At 58.0% G+C, this 15,248-nt stretch carries 14 protein-coding genes; 8 read left to right on the top strand and 6 right to left on the bottom strand.

The features are described from left to right. The first annotated feature begins 90 nt into the window (after window positions 1-90). Both B30_RS15360 and B30_RS15355 read left to right on the top strand, forming a co-directional pair. Complete coding sequence (locus B30_RS15360) at window positions 91-549, top strand: NUDIX hydrolase (RefSeq protein WP_009573042.1); 459 nt, start codon at window positions 91-93, stop codon at window positions 547-549. Between the two features lie 180 nt (window positions 550-729). Next, window positions 730-2,202 (top strand): inorganic phosphate transporter, encoded by a 1,473-nt coding sequence (locus B30_RS15355; protein ID WP_009573041.1) that lies wholly within the window; start codon window positions 730-732, stop codon window positions 2,200-2,202. Window positions 2,203-2,281: 79 nt separating this feature from the next. Here the strand turns inward: B30_RS15355 and argF are convergent, their stop codons facing one another. From argF to B30_RS15335, 4 genes are all read right to left on the bottom strand, one after another. Then, entirely contained in the window at window positions 2,282-3,208 is a 927-nt protein-coding gene (gene argF / locus B30_RS15350) for an ornithine carbamoyltransferase (protein ID WP_009573040.1), read from the bottom strand. A gap of 19 nt (window positions 3,209-3,227) precedes the next feature. Further along, on the bottom strand, window positions 3,228-4,394 hold the full coding sequence (locus B30_RS15345; protein ID WP_009573039.1) for an aspartate aminotransferase family protein: 1,167 nt from the start codon (window positions 4,392-4,394) through the stop codon (window positions 3,228-3,230). A gap of 254 nt (window positions 4,395-4,648) precedes the next feature. Next, window positions 4,649-5,479 (bottom strand): trypsin-like serine peptidase, encoded by an 831-nt coding sequence (locus tag B30_RS15340; RefSeq protein WP_009573038.1) that lies wholly within the window; start codon window positions 5,477-5,479, stop codon window positions 4,649-4,651. 62 nt (window positions 5,480-5,541) lie between these two features. Beyond that, window positions 5,542-6,354, bottom strand: a complete 813-nt coding sequence (locus B30_RS15335; RefSeq protein ID WP_009573037.1) for an ABC transporter permease — start codon at window positions 6,352-6,354, stop codon at window positions 5,542-5,544. A 231-nt stretch (window positions 6,355-6,585) separates the two neighbouring features. On the opposite strand from B30_RS15335, the gene B30_RS15330 reads away from it, so the two are divergent. The 4 genes from B30_RS15330 to B30_RS15315 all read left to right on the top strand — a co-directional run bounded on the left by B30_RS15330 (window position 6,586) and on the right by B30_RS15315 (window position 9,933). Beyond that, entirely contained in the window at window positions 6,586-7,176 is a 591-nt protein-coding gene (locus B30_RS15330) for a GcrA family cell cycle regulator (protein WP_009573036.1), read from the top strand. Between the two features lie 328 nt (window positions 7,177-7,504). Continuing rightward, on the top strand, window positions 7,505-8,431 hold the full coding sequence (locus tag B30_RS15325) for an ABC transporter ATP-binding protein (protein WP_009573035.1): 927 nt from the start codon (window positions 7,505-7,507) through the stop codon (window positions 8,429-8,431). Further along, entirely contained in the window at window positions 8,428-9,189 is a 762-nt protein-coding gene (locus B30_RS15320; protein ID WP_009573034.1) for an ABC transporter permease, read from the top strand. The genes B30_RS15325 and B30_RS15320 overlap by 4 nt, the downstream gene beginning before the upstream one ends. A 168-nt stretch (window positions 9,190-9,357) precedes the next feature. After that, window positions 9,358-9,933 carry a YceI family protein gene (locus B30_RS15315; protein WP_009573033.1) on the top strand — a complete coding sequence of 192 codons (576 nt, stop codon included), beginning with the start codon at window positions 9,358-9,360 and terminating at the stop codon, window positions 9,931-9,933. A gap of 91 nt (window positions 9,934-10,024) precedes the next feature. On the opposite strand, the gene B30_RS15310 is transcribed toward B30_RS15315, so the two are convergent. After that, window positions 10,025-11,248 carry a cytochrome b/b6 domain-containing protein gene (locus B30_RS15310; RefSeq protein WP_009573032.1) on the bottom strand — a complete coding sequence of 408 codons (1,224 nt, stop codon included), beginning with the start codon at window positions 11,246-11,248 and terminating at the stop codon, window positions 10,025-10,027. Window positions 11,249-11,432: 184 nt separating this feature from the next. Then, on the bottom strand, window positions 11,433-12,701 hold the full coding sequence (locus tag B30_RS15305; RefSeq protein WP_009573031.1) for an OmpP1/FadL family transporter: 1,269 nt from the start codon (window positions 12,699-12,701) through the stop codon (window positions 11,433-11,435). A gap of 249 nt (window positions 12,702-12,950) precedes the next feature. Here B30_RS15305 and rimO point away from each other — a divergent pair, with 249 nt between their 5' ends. Further along, a complete protein-coding gene (gene rimO, locus B30_RS15300; RefSeq protein WP_009573030.1) occupies window positions 12,951-14,372 on the top strand; it encodes a 30S ribosomal protein S12 methylthiotransferase RimO in 1,422 nt (473 codons plus the stop codon). 135 nt (window positions 14,373-14,507) lie between these two features. Next, window positions 14,508-15,191 carry a DUF5677 domain-containing protein gene (locus B30_RS15295; protein WP_009573029.1) on the top strand — a complete coding sequence of 228 codons (684 nt, stop codon included), beginning with the start codon at window positions 14,508-14,510 and terminating at the stop codon, window positions 15,189-15,191. The last annotated feature ends 57 nt before the right edge of the window (window positions 15,192-15,248 follow it).

Here is a 15,248-nt window from a genome sequence, read left to right as displayed (position 1 = left end):
GAACAAGACATTTTCCAAGAAAACTTGAAATCCTCTGCGCCTTGCTCTATGTATATACAACAAACAAAAACACAGGCACGTTTCTCACCGATGGTTATGCTTTTCAAATCCGCTCTAACGGGGGTCTTGGACCCCCTTTTGCGCCGCCCTGACCGGGTTCAGGCGGCGGCTTTGTGTTGGCGTAAGGGTAAGAAAGGCAAAGAGGTGCTTTTGATCACCTCGCGCGACACTGGTCGTTGGATCATCCCCAAAGGTTGGCCGATCGAGGGGTTGGACGGCGCGGGCACGGCGGCGCAGGAGGCTTGGGAAGAGGCCGGGGTCAAACCCGGCAAGATCAAGCGTCAGCCGCTTGGTCTCTACCACTATGTCAAACGCCTCTCCAACGGTATCCCTGCCCCGATCGAGGCCTCGGTCTACCCGATCGAAGTGGCGCGTTTGGCGGATAAATTCCCCGAATGCCGTGAACGCAAACGCAGTTGGATGTCGCCCGAACAGGCGGCCATGCTGGTGGACGAACCTGAGCTGCAGGACCTGCTGCGCGCGTTTTAAGGCACCCCTGCGCAGGCTTGCACCCCAAGGCCAAGTCCGGTCGGTGGCCACAGGTCCCGGTTTGCATGCTTCACTTTGTCATGAAACCCTTGAAATACGGTGGCGGGCGCGGTAGCGCTGCGCCGCTTGTAACAGTTTTATGACGACCCTCAGGGGGAGGGAAAGCCATGAGGGATCAACATGAGTGACCAAGACGGCAAACAGTGGACCACACTGGACAAAGACCTCAACCGCATCAGCCAGCTTGAACATGCGACGCTGTACATCGGGCGACCGATGGTGGGCTTGGGTGTGGCGCTGGCCTTTATCATCGTAGCCGGGCTTGGTGCGGCTGTGGTGTTTGGCGGGCAACCGGGGTCGGCCCTGGTGATCGCTGCGGCGGCTTTGGGCGCCTATATGGCGATCAATATTGGTGCCAATGACGTGGCCAACAATATGGGCCCTGCGGTGGGTGCGAATGCATTGACCATGGGCGGCGCGATTGTGATTGCGGCGCTGTGTGAAAGTGCGGGGGCGTTGTTGGCGGGTGGCGATGTGGTCTCGACGATCTCAAAGGGGATCATCGACCCATCCGCCATGGCAAACACCCAGGTGTTCATCTGGGCCATGCTCGCGGCGCTGTTGTCCTCGGCCCTTTGGGTCAATTTGGCGACATGGATCGGCGCGCCGGTCTCCACCACCCATGCCGTTGTCGGCGGTGTCATGGGCGCGGGCATCACGGCGGCGGGCTTTGCCTCCGTCAACTGGGCCTCAATGGGATTGATCGCCGCGTCTTGGGTGATTTCGCCACTGTTGGGCGGGGTGATTGCCGCCGGATTCTTGTGGTTCATCAAAGCCCAGATCATGTACCAGGACGACAAAATCGCAGCGGCGCGCCGTTGGGTTCCGGTTCTGATCGGCATCATGATGGGCGCGTTTGCGACCTATCTGGCGATTAAAGGGCTTAAGAAACTGATCAGCATTGACCTGACAACCGCGCTCCTGATTGGTGCGGCGGTTGGCGGGTTGTCCTATGTGATTTCCGCGCCTTTGGTGCGCCGTCAATCCGAGGGGCTTGAAAACCGAAACAAATCATTGAAGGCGCTGTTTGCCCTGCCCTTGGTAATCTCGGCAGCCCTTTTGTCCTTTGCCCATGGCGCCAATGATGTGGCCAATGCGGTCGGTCCGCTGGCCGCGATTGTGCATGCCAACGCCTTTGGCGAATTCGCCGGCAAGGTCAATATCCCGCATTGGGTGATGGTGATCGGCGCGCTTGGGATTTCTTTTGGTCTGGTGCTGTTTGGGCCGAAACTGATCAAAATGGTCGGCTCACAGATCACCAAACTCAACCCGATGCGCGCCTTTTGCGTCGCACTCTCTGCCGCGATCACGGTGATTGTCGCAAGTTGGCTGGGCCTGCCCGTATCCTCCACCCATATCGCCGTGGGCGCGGTGTTTGGCGTTGGATTTTTCCGTGAATGGTATCATGATAAACGTCTGCGCGAGACTGTGGTCAAAGAGGCGGTGCGCGTGGCAGATGAAGAGCGGAGGCGGCGCAAACTGGTACGTCGCAGCCATTTCATGACCATTGTCGCGGCTTGGATCATCACCGTCCCGGCCTCGGCGGCCCTTTCTGCGGCGGTGTTTTTTGTCCTGTCGCATTTCACAAACTGAGCCGGACCAGACCGCAGCCAACACAAAACGCGCCCAGAGAGTCCTCGGGCGCGTTTTCTTTTGCAAAGCCTGACCTCGGTTAAACCCCGACACACCAGCGCATGATCGCCTTTTGCGCGTGAAGCCGGTTTTCCGCCTCGTCGAAAATCACCGATTGCGGCCCGTCCATCACATTGTTGGTCACCTCATCACCGCGGTGCGCGGGCAGGCAGTGCATGAACAGCGCGTCGGGGTTGGCATGTGACATCAGCTTGCGATCAACCCGGTAAGGGCGCAGTTGATTGTGCCGACGCTCCCGCGCCGATTGCGGATCATGCATCGACACCCAGGTGTCGGTGACCACAAGATCGGCACCTTTGACCGCCTCTTCCGCGTCGCGCACGATCTCGATCTTTGACCCTTTGGCGCGCGCCTCTTCGATAAAGCCCATTTCGGGATCAAGCGGCTCTGGCCCGGCGAAGGTGAAATCAAACCCAAACTGACCGGCGGCATGAATGAACGAGGCGCACACATTGTTGCCATCGCCACACCACACCACCTTTTTGCCTTTGATCGGACCGTTATGTTCCTCAAATGTGAGGATATCGGCCATGATCTGACAGGGATGGGTGCGGTTGGTCAGGCCGTTGATCACCGGGACGGTGGCGTATTCGGCCATCTCCAACAGGGTCTGTTCCTCAAAGGTGCGGATCATGATCATGTCAACATAGCGCGACAAGACGCGAGCGGTGTCGGCGATGGTTTCGCCATGACCCAGTTGCATATCCGCGCCCGAAAGCACCATGGTCTGGCCGCCCATTTGGCGCACACCCACGTCAAAAGACACGCGGGTCCGGGTCGAAGGCTTTTCAAAAATCAGCGCGACCATTTTGTCTTTGAGTGGCAGCTCGGCATCCAGCGCGCCTTTGGGTTGGCCCAAACGCGCCTGTTTGGTGGCTTTCGCGCTTGCGATGATCTGATGAAGATCGTCGGCACTCGTGGTGTGAATATCTAGAAAGTGGTTCATTTTACTATCTTTTCTTATCTCAGAGCGCCTTGGCGGCGGCATCAATCCGCGCCACGGCGTCGGAAATGTCATCGTCGGAAATGTTCAGCGCGGGCAACAGCCGCACCACATTGTCGGCGGCGGGTACAGTCAAAATGCCCGCCTCATAGCCCTTCGCAACCAGATCACCCGGCGCGACTTTGCATTTGAGGCCCAGCATAAGCCCCTGCCCGCGCACGCTTTCAAAAACGTCCGGGTGGGCGGCGACAAGACCTTCGAGCTTTTGACGCATCAGGCTCGCCTTGCGGTTCACCTCGGCCAAAAACGCCGGATCGGACACGATTTCAAGCACTTTGGCCCCAATGGCACAGCCCAAAGGGTTGCCGCCATAGGTCGAGCCATGGGTGCCCGCCGTCATGCCCGACGCAGCCTCTTCCGTGGCCAAAACCGCGCCCAGAGGGAAGCCCCCGCCGATGCCTTTGGCAATCATCATGATGTCCGGCGTCACGGCGGCGTATTCATGGGCGAACAATTTACCGGTCCGGGCCACACCGCATTGGACCTCGTCAAAAATCAACAGGATGCCTTTTTCATCGCACAGATCGCGCAGGCCTTTGAGGCATTGATCGGGCACGACGCGAATACCACCCTCGCCCTGAATCGGTTCGATCATGATCGCCGCGGTTTTGTCAGAGACAGCCGCCATCAGCGCATCGTGATCGCCAAAGGGCAGATGGACAAACCCCGGCATCAAGGGACCAAAGCCCTTGACCATTTTCTCGGCGCCCGAGGCGGCGATGGCCCCGGTCGAGCGGCCATGGAAACAGCCGTCAAAGGTGATGATCTCGATCTTATCCGGCTGGCCCTTGGTGTACCAATATTTGCGCGCCATTTTGATCGCCAGTTCGGCGGCCTCGGTGCCCGAGTTGGTAAAGAAACAGGTGTCGGCAAAGGTCAGATCGACCAGCATATCCGCCAGCTTTTCCTGCGCCGGGATTTTATAGAGGTTGGAAACATGCCAGAGCGTATCGGCCTGATCCTTGAGGGTCTGCGCTAGGTCCGGGTTGGCATGGCCCAGCGTGTTGACCGCGATCCCCGCGCCCAAGTCCAAAAAGCGTCGTCCATCCGCCTCAATCAGCCAAGAGCCTTCGCCTTTGACGAAAGACAGCGGAGCCCGGTTATAGGTCGGCAAAACGGAAGAGATCATGGGGTTTACCCTTTTGAATGAACAGGCCCCATGGGTGGCGCTATGCCTTGGGGCTGTCAACGGTTTCGGAGTGATTTATGAGGCAGATGCGCCAGTTTGGCGCGAAAATGTGCCGGATTGGGCACGGATGAACGGACGTCAGAGAGGCGTTAGCGTCGACGTCGGGGCGTGGAGATATATGTGGTCACGGTGTTCATGCGCCGGGTTTTCCGGCAAATCGCCCGCCAAGTCAAAGCAATTCTCATGTGGCAGGTTTATTTCGCGGGCAGGAATTTGGAATTGCCCAAGCTTTGCGTGCCGCCACTGCCCACAGAAATGCGTTTAGCCACCACGGGTTTGGCCGCAACTTGCGCCGCGCCCAAGGCAATTTGGCGTTTGAGCGCCGCAACCCGGTCACTCAACGCCATGCCAAACCCCACCTTGCGCCCGTCGCGCAACCCCACGGAGGAGACGACAGAGACAATCGCGGGCCGCACCCCGTCATAGGCAAAGACCGGCGCGCCAGAGGAGCCAAAGGTGATGTCACAATCGAAACTGTAAATATCTTGCGAAAAATCAATCACATGGCATTCGCGCTGAATCGAAAGCGCGTCATTGCGACCCCGCCCGTAAGAGGCGACCATAAGTTCTCCACGGGGTTTCGAGGTTCGGTGAATGGGAAAGGGCGCAGCTTGGGCGCGGGCAATCGGCGAGGCCAGTTTGATCAGCGCCACATCGCGGCGAATATTGCCCGCCGTCACGCTATCGGTGATGTCATAGCCGGGCGTCACGGCCACGGCGATCCCGCGCGAGGCGGCAACATAGTCGCCATTACGCAGCCCGGCGCGAAAGGTGATTTGATCTGCCGCATAGGGGCGGTTTTTGCCATCCACCACACAATGCGCCGCCGTCAAAACCAGATCCGGCGCAATCAACGCGCCCGAACAGGTCAAATGCCGCGCCACATCCAGCCGCCCAACGCCCTCCCAGCCAATCAATTCGGCACGGCGATCGGCGCTGTCCAATTCGCTGGGCAGGCTGTCGGCGGCAAAGGCCGCAAGCGGGACGAGCAGGAACAGAATAACGGCAGAAAGGAAACGGACCATGGCACACCTAAACAAGATAATGCCATGGTATATAAATGGTGAATTAGGCCAAAATTTGGCGCTTAGGATTTCAACTTGGTGCCGCGTTTGAACAAGACCCAACAGGTGAAAATCAGTGCCGCCGTCACGACGCCCATCACCACAATGCCAAGCCATGGCGAGCTGTCCGAACGGCCAATGATGCCAAAACGCACCCCGTCAATCAGGTAAAACACCGGATTGAGATGGGTGATGACGCGGAACCACTGCGGCAGGCTTTCGACCGAATAGAAGGTGCCGGAGAGGAAGGAGAGCGGCGTGATGATGAAATTGGTGATCGCGGCCATTTGGTCGAATTTCTGCGACACGACCCCGGCCAAAATGCCCAAAGCCCCCAAAAACAGCGCCCCCAACGCGATAAAGGCGAGCGCAAAAAACGGATGTGCCAGACCAAGCCCGACAACAAGCGCCATGCCCAACCAGATTGCCACGGCGACGAACAGCCCCCGCGCCAATCCCCCGGCCAGATAGCCCAGGACCAATTCAATCGGCGAGAGCGGCGGCATCAAGGTGTCGACAATGTTGCCCTGAACCTTTGAGATCACAATCGAGGAAGAGGTGTTGGCAAAGGCGTTTTGGATCACGGTCATGGTCAAGATGCCCGGCGCAAGGAAATGCACGAAGGGCACCCCCATGACGTCCCCGCGCGACGGGCCGATGGCGAGGGAGAAAATCGTCAAGAACAGCGCAGCCGTGACCAAAGGCGCCAAAAGCGTTTGGGTCCAGACGGTGGCAAAGCGGCGCACTTCGCGCATCGCCAGTGTGTAAAGGCCAAGCCAATTGACCCGACCAAACCGCCGCACCCCCATTTGCACCTCATTATGTGCCATTTCCATTGCCGCTCTCCCTTGCTATAACCCGTTTTGCCCCAAAGGACGCCGCGTGTGGAAACCCGTATTACGATTTCCGCCCGCGCCCGCTTGTAACCGCAAGCGGTGTGTTTAAAATAGGGGTCAACACGAATTCTCAAGCGGTCCTGCCTGCAAACGGGTTGTGCAGGGGCGCTTTTCGCGGTTTGGCTGAGCCGAAAGGCCACCATATGCCGCAAGACAACCGAAGGAAGCATCATGTCCTGGACCGATGAGCGCGTCGAAACTTTGAAAAAAATGTGGGGGGAGGGTCAATCCGCCTCACAAATCGCCAAGGAGCTTGGCGGTGTGACGCGCAACGCGGTGATCGGCAAGGTCCACCGTTTGGGCCTCTCGAACCGTGCGGGCACGACGGGTGCTGCGGCCAAACCGGCGGCGGCAAGCCCGGCCCCCAAACCCAAACCCGCCCCCAAACCCAAACCCGAACTCAAAACCAAGGCGGACGCGCCTGTGGAAAAAGAGATCGAGCCCGCAGCAGAGCCCGCACCTAAACCGATGAGTGCGGCGCGCCGCCAGATCATTCCGGCGGGGCAGCCCTTGCCGCCACAACCCTCGGCCAATGAAATTCCGGCTGAGGCGCTGGCAAAGGTCAGCGAAGTCGAGAAAAAGGCCAAACGGATTTCCGTGATGGAACTGACCGAGAAAACCTGCAAGTGGCCGATCGGCGATCCGGCAACCGAGGATTTTTGGTTCTGCGGCCTACCTTCTCAGGCGGGTAAACCCTATTGCGAGGCGCATGTGGGCGTGGCGTTTCAACCGATGTCATCGCGCCGAGACCGCCGTCGCTAACGCGACGCAACCTCTTGAAACACGTTATTAAAGCGTCACGCCTTTAACCTGAAACGGGGGAAAGGCCTGACGCTGCCAGACTAATCAATGTTGTGGGCGTTCCGCCATAAGCCCGTGAAATCGGGTTTATGGCGGAACGCTTTAAAGGGCCGTTTTTAACAAGCGGCTCTATATGTTTATGTGGTAAAGGTTGCCCGACTTTTCGACCTGTGCGCGGCGCCCAACGATCATGGCTGTGCATTTTAGACCACCGCACCCTGCCACTCTGCGCGCTTGCTTCACTGAAAACACCCCCTATTTAGAGAGCACCCCAATAAAGAGGACCGACATGGCAGCCATCATCTCCATTCGCGATCTGAAGAAATCCTATGACAACGGCTTTGAAGCGCTCAAAGGCGTGTCTTTAGACATTGAAAAAGGCGAAATCATTGCCCTGCTCGGCCCCAATGGCGCGGGCAAAACCACGCTGATCGGCGCGGTCTGTGGGCTGGTCACGATCTCTTCGGGACAGGCCTTGGTCGGCGGGTTTGACGTGGCCAAAGAGCCGCGTCGCGCCCGCCGTTTGATCGGATTGGTGCCGCAAGAACTGGCGCTCGATCTGTTTGAGACGGTGTGGAATTCGGTGCGGTTTACACGCGGGTTGTTTGGCCTGCCCCGCGACGATGCCCATATCGAAAATGTGCTCAAATCCCTGTCGCTTTGGGATAAAAAAGACAATCAATGCAAAGAGTTGTCTGGCGGGATGAAACGCCGGGTGATGATCGCCAAGGCGCTCAGTCACAATCCCGAAGTGTTGTTTTTGGACGAACCGACGGCAGGCGTTGACGTCAATCTGCGCCGCGACATGTGGAAAGTGGTCGGCGATCTGCGCAACACTGGCGTGACAGTGATTTTGACTACGCATTATATCGAAGAGGCCGAAGAAATGGCCGACCGCGTGGCGGTGATCAACAAAGGGTCGATTCTTTTGGTCGAGGACAAAACCCAGTTGATGCAAAGCTTTGGCCGCAAGGTTTTGACACTGGATTTGGGCGCACCGCTCGCAACTCTGCCCGAAAGCCTCGCCGATTATGATCTGAGCCGCTCCGAAGACGGAAAACAGCTGTCCTATGCCTATGACACCCGCGAGGCGCGCACCGGGATCACCCGGTTGATCACCGATCTGGCCGCCGAGGGCATTCATGTGCGCGATCTCGACAGCACAAAAAGCAGCCTTGAGGATGTGTTCCTTGATCTGGTGGAGGAAAAGGCATGAACTGGCGCGCGATTGGTGCAATTTACCGCTTTGAAATGACGCGGTTTTTCCGCACCATCTATCAATCCATTCTCAGCCCGGTTCTGTCCACCGTGCTCTATTTCGTGGTCTTTGGCGCGGCCATCGGCGGGCGGATCGACACGGTCGAAGGCATCGCTTATGGCGCTTTTATCGTCCCCGGCCTGGTGATGTTGTCGGTGCTACAACAATCCATTGCCAACGCCTCTTTCGGCATTTATTTCCCGAAATTCACCGGCACGATCTTTGAACTTTTCTCTGCCCCCGTGTCATTTTTCGAAATCGTCATGGGTTTTGTCGGCGCGGCAGCGACCAAGAGCCTGTTCGTGGCGGTGCTGATCATCGCCACTTCCTTTGTCTTTGTCGATCTCCACATCGTCCATCCAATCTGGGCCATGGTGTTTTTGATTCTGACGGCGCTGAGTTTCTCGCTTTTGGGCTTTATCTTGGGCATCTGGGCGAAAAGTTTTGAACAGCTCAACATCGTGCCAATGTTGGTGGTCACGCCTTTGGTCTTCCTCGGCGGCGCGTTTTATTCCGCCGCGATGTTGCCGGGGATTTGGCAGGTCGTGGTGAAATTCAATCCGGTTCTGTACCTGATCTCAGGCTTCCGCTGGGCGTTTTTTGACGTCGCAGATGTGCCTGTGACCCTCTCCTTGGCGGCGATCACGGTGTTTTTGGCACTCTGCCTTGCGGTGATCGGGTGGATTTTCAAAACCGGATGGCGGCTTAAATCCTAAATTCAGCGGGCAGTTGGTTGGTATTTGCACAGCTATCCGCAAATACCCGCCGATGATCGTTCGTCTGTGCACAAATTCTGTTTGACCCTGTGGAATTGTGTAAACTCCACGGGCGCTTAGATTTGTTGCATCGCAACACAAACAACCCCTTATCAAAGAGAGTTTCGTATGAAATCTATCCTGTTGTCCTCCGCCCTGATCCTTGGCCTTGGCGCTGCGGCTTCCGCAGAGCCGGTGAAATACGTGCTCGACGCCTCGCACAGCCAAATCGTGTTCACCTATGAGCACTTGGGCTTTTCGACCACCACCGGCGTGTTTTCGGGCTTTGACGGCGAAATCATGTTTGACGCCGCAGACGCCGCCGCCTCCTCTGTCACCGTCGCCTTCCCGACCGACAGCCTTTACACCGGTTGGGCCGAACGCACTGCGCACTTCCTGACCGACGATTTCTTTGGCGCAGAGGCCAACCCGACGATTTCCTTCACCTCCACCGGCATCGAAGTGACCGGCGAAACCGAAGGCAAAATCACCGGCGATCTGACCATCAACGGCATCACCAAATCGGTGGTTTTGGATGCGGAAATGACCCAGATGGGCGATCACCCGATGGCCGGCAAACCTTGGGTTGGCTTTGACGCCGAGACCTCCGTGCTGCGCTCCGACTTCGACATGGGCATGTACACGCCCTATATCTCTGACGAGGTTCAGATCGAAATTTCCATCGAGGCGATGCAGGCTGAATAAGCCCCCTCCCGACGCCACAGACATAAAGAAGGCCGCTGGATCACTCCTGGATCACTCCAGCGGCCTTTTCTATTGCGCCGAAACGCCCCGCTCAGGGCGCACGGGTCGCGGTCAGACTGACATCCACGGTGACAGAATAGCCCACGGTTGATTCGTCCGCATACCCCGCGCCCATGCCGAAATCACGGCGATCCAAGGTGGCTTGTCCTGCCATCGTCGCCGTATCCCCTGCAAGATCCAGGGTGAAATCGAGCGTCACAGGCACTGTTTGCCCGACCAAGGTCAGCATGCCCGCCACCTGATGGTCTGGCCCAGCCCCCGTGCGGGTGATCGGACCGGCAAAGGTGGCGGAGGCATAGGTCGCGGTGTTGAAAAACTCCGGCCCCTGCGCCTGTGCGGTGACCGACCCAAGAGTGAGCGAGGTCGTGTCGATGGTCACCGACACCTCCCCCGTGCCCGCGCCCGGGTCATAGGCAATGGCGGCGGACCAAGTGGCAAAGCGGCCCTCGACACCCGCCCCCATTTGCATGACGGTGATCCCCAGACTGCCCTCTTGTACGGTCCAAGCGGGCAGGTCAGAGGTGGGAACTGCGGCGGTTGCGACGGGCGCGCTGGTCGGCATTTGTGCGGCTTCGGCTTCCGGCATCGGCGGCTTCGGCCCAAAGACCGCAAAGCCAATCACCCCAGCCCAAAGCACGATCGCAACCAGCGGCGGCACGGCATGGGGCGTGGTGGCCCTTTGACCCGGCGTTCCGGCATCGCGCCCCTGGAGCATCCGCGCCAAAACACCATCGCGTTCGAACACCGCATGTTTGAGCGCCCCCGCGATGTGCAGACCAACGGTCAGGTAGATCACCAAAGCCGACAGCCCATGCACCGCGCCCGCCGTCTGGGCAAGGGTTTCGGATTTAACGACGAAAGGCAGGTTTTGGCCAAAGGGCCAAAGGATCGGCGCAAAGCCACTTTCCGCCGAATGCAGCACCCAACCGGACAGCGGCATGACGATGATCGCACCATAAAGCGCCCAATGGATGACCTCGGCCAAAAGCGTCTCAGCCCGGCGCGCAGGATGCACCGGCACCGGGCGCGGCTGGGTCAGCGCCCAAAGGATGCGCAACACGGCGAGAAACAGAACACTGACGCCGATGGTTTTATGTACGGAATAGAGAGTTTTAAGGAACTCGGCCGTGTCCGCCGTGCGCGGAGTATTTTCGCCGATCAGGCCCAGCGCCAGATCGGTCAGGATCAAAAGCGCGATGACCCAGTGAAACAGACGGGCGATCAGCCCGTAGCGAGTGTCGGTGTTGGCCAGCATTGTGAAACCTTACGTTGGGGAGGGAACGTTTGGTCCACTCTACGCCAAGCTGCGCATCAAGGCACCCGATTTGGCCGCACAGAATTTGTGCGGGGACGCGCGAGTGGAGCCTGCATAACGCAGCCCCATAACGCAGCAAAAAGGGCGCCCCAACGGACGCCCTTCTCTCGGGGTGTGGCAAAAATCAGAAGGTGCGAGTCCAGCCGATCGAAGCGGAGATTTGGCTCATGTTCAAATCAACCGTGCCGCCCGTTGGTCCCAATGGGGTCATTTCCGGGCCGGAGACGGTGTTTTCCGGTACATAAGAGAGCGAAAAATCAATCCGGTCGCGTGCATTTATCTGACGCGATCCGCCAACCGTAAAATGATCTTCGACCACACCGGGAGCCAGGATGCCAAAGGTCACATCATCCGCGCCCACCGGGTTCGCCGCATGGGCATAGCCCACACGCCATGTCATATCCGGCGAGGCCTTCCATTCCGCTCCCAAACGGATCACCTCGACATCCTCCCAACCAAAACCCGCGCCGCCATCGGCACCAAGCGCGCCTGAGGACATGGGATTGGCCACGGCGGGCGCATCGGAGTAAAAGATTTTCTGGTAATCCAGCAGCAAGGCCAGATCAGAGGTCGGTTGATACGCCAGACCAATGGTGACCGAGGGCGGGATGTCAAAATCGCCCCCGCCCTCAAACAGCCCGGCGTATTTATCAAACTCGGACATATTGAATTTCGTTTGTGCCGAAAGACCGAGGGTCAGTTGATCACTCAGCTCATATTGCAGACCAACGCGCAGGCCGAGGCCGGTGGAATAATCATAGCCATTGTCGGTGAGCGCGGTTGGATCGACGGAAATGCCGGAAAACGCCGCAAGCCCTTTGGCCTCAAACGCCTGCACTGCCAAAGTCGGTGCGATGCCATAAGACAGCCGCCCGAGTTTTTGCGCATAGGTGACCGAGACAAAAAGCTGAGTCAGATCGACCCCCGATTCTCCGCCGCAAAACACCCCCGTGCCGCCGCCACAATTGGCATTGGGCACGGCATCATAGCTTGTGTTCATTCCGCCATTGCCATAGGCGGCAAAGTTGACCACCGCGCCGTTCGACAACGGCAGGTTATAGGCGGCGTTGGGGACGGGGAAAAACGATTTGCCGCTGTCGATGGTGCCGGAGGGGACAAAGCCCGTGCTGTCACCCGTAAATCCACGGCTTGGCGAAAATGCCTGAAGGCCAAGGCTCATTTCCCGGCCCACAGTGGCGACACTCGCCGGGTTGATCGCGCCGGACATGGCGTCTTGAGAATAGGCCACCCCGGCGCCCCCAACACCGCGTTGGGCGGGGCCATAGCCCAGCGCAAAATAACCTTCGGTCGCGCTGGCGGTTTGGGGCAAAGCGCCAGCCATCAGGCACAGCACGACGGGTCCCGCAAAACGGGTTTGGTCTTTGACGAACATTCTTTCCCTCCATTGTTTTCGGGGATGCGACCGCACTCCTCCTTGCGGCGTGATCGCGCCCGAATTCGCGTCACGCGAACATCCCGCGACGCTGTGCATATTATTTATGGGATCACAGTGCCGTGATCTCCATAAACTTATGCGAATATTTATAACCATGCGACAAAATTTTCCGCCGCGTAGCAGCGCAAGGCACGCGGCAACGCAACAGGGCTTTTCCGATCATCCCGTTCGGAGTATATCGCGAGGATGAGTCAGAACCCGCCCAACCTCCGCCCCGATCTTGCGCCCAAAGCGCAGTTTGACACTGTCGCTCGCCCCGAGGACCGCAATGGCCAGCCCACGATTGGGATGGTCTCTTTGGGCTGCCCCAAAGCCTTGGTCGACAGCGAACGCATCCTGACGCGCCTGCGCGCCGAAGGCTATCAAATCAGCGCCGATTATGCCGGGGCCGATGCGGTCATCGTGAACACTTGCGGGTTCCTGGATTCGGCGAAAGCCGAGAGTTTGGAGGCCATCGGCGAGGCCTTACAGGAAAACGGCAAGGTCATCGTCACCGGCTGTCTGGGCGCCGAGCCCGACTACATCACCGGGGTCCACCCGAAAGTTTTGGCGGTCACCGGTCCGCATCAATACGAGCAGGTTTTGAATGCCGTCCACGGCGCCGTGCCGCCCTCCCCCGATCCGTTCATCGACCTTCTGCCCGCTTCTGGCGTAAGCCTGACCCCGCGTCATTTCAGCTATCTGAAAATTTCCGAAGGCTGCAACCACGCCTGCAAATTCTGCATCATCCCGGACATGCGCGGCAAATTGGCCTCGCGTCCGGTTCATGCGGTGTTGCGCGAGGCGGAAAAACTGGTCGAGGCAGGTGTCAAAGAACTCTTGGTGATCTCGCAAGACACCTCTGCCTATGGCTTGGATCGTCGCTATTCGACCCATCCGTGGAAAGACCGCGAGGTGCGCAGCCACATCACCGATCTGGCGCGCGAGTTGGGCCAATTGGCCTCCGCCGATGAGCTTTGGGTCCGGCTACATTACGTCTACCCCTACCCGCATGTGCGCGAGTTGATCCCTTTGATGGCGGATGCGGGCAACGCGGTGCTGCCCTACCTCGACATCCCGTTCCAACACGGCCACCCGGATGTTTTGAAACGCATGGCGCGGCCTGCGGCCTCGGCCAAGGTTCTGGACGAAATCGCCGCCTGGCGCGGCATGTGCCCGGACATCACCCTGCGCTCGACGTTCATCGTCGGCTACCCCGGCGAGACCGAGGCGGAATTTGAATATCTGCTGGATTGGTTGGACGAGGCGCAATTGGACCGGGTCGGGTGTTTTCAGTACGAAAACGTCGCGGGGGCGCGCTCGAACGCCCTGCCCGATCATGTGGCCCCCGAGGTCAAACAAGAGCGCTGGGACCGGTTCATGGAACGCGCCCAAGCGATTTCCGAGGCCAAATTGGCGGCCAAAGTCGGGCAGCGGATGCAGGTCATCGTGGATGACATCGACGAAGACGGCATCGCCACCTGCCGCACCAAAGCGGACGCGCCGGAGATCGACGGCAACCTGTTTATTGATGCGGGGACTGAGGGGCTGAGTGTTGGGGATTTGGTGACTGTGGAGGTGGATGAGGCCGGGGAGTATGATTTGTGGGGGTGCCTCCCAAAGAAATGATCCGGGGGATCATTTCTCGGAGGCAACGCGCGGGAGTGCTGAAAGCACGGAGTGCCGGGTCACTTTCAAATAAAACCAATCCGGATGACTGTTTCCGAAATACACGAAATCATAACTCTTAATTAGGCGAATGCGTTGCAAAAGCGGAACTTCGACGAGGCAAGAAAACTTCAAAACGAGTTAGAGCAGGAACTCGATGAAGTGGAATATATTGTCGGGAGTTTCGAAGCCGCATTCGAACTTAGCCTTCTCGGCACGATCAACTCAATTTGCAAGAGCATTATTATACTTTTTGAAAACTATAGAACATACGACCTCAACATTCTTCTAAGATCACTTTTTGAGCATTTCATAGAACTAAAACTACTGCGCGATGGCCCAGAGCGCCACAAGGACCACGCGTTCAATTTTTTCAAGGGAATACGTACCAACCTGAACGAAGGGAAGAATGGAAATCCGTTTGCGGCGTCTATTGGCAAGATGGAGAACTTGTCAGACCATATAGCCGATACGCAATCAAGACTCGATCAACTGAAAGAGAGCGGTGCCAAGGTGTCCACGAAAGTCGCCGATTGGCAAAAGGCTGGGTACGGCGAAGTCTATGAGATTGTTTACAGAAACCTTTCCCAGTACGCTCATCCATCCTATTCTGGTGGTATAAGTAGAAATATAGCAATTACAGGCGATACGGAGGCTTTTGTGATCTCTTCCAACTCCGAAATGCCTGAAGAATCGGTCTTCACCCTCGTTGACGGGCTTTGCGCCGTGCTTGAGGAAAGCTTGGACATCATCGGGCAAATGAAGGACCCCAGTGACTGACCCGAGGGTCAGGCGCTAGCGATGCCTTGCATCGCTTTGATCTCGGATCAAACTGGA

The sequence above is a fragment of the Celeribacter baekdonensis B30 genome, assembly GCF_000299875.1.
In the GTDB taxonomy this organism is placed as follows: Bacteria; Pseudomonadota; Alphaproteobacteria; order Rhodobacterales; family Rhodobacteraceae; genus Celeribacter; species Celeribacter baekdonensis_A.
The sequence above is the reverse complement of the archived record's forward strand: the minus strand, read 5'-3'. Positions and strand labels throughout refer to the sequence as shown.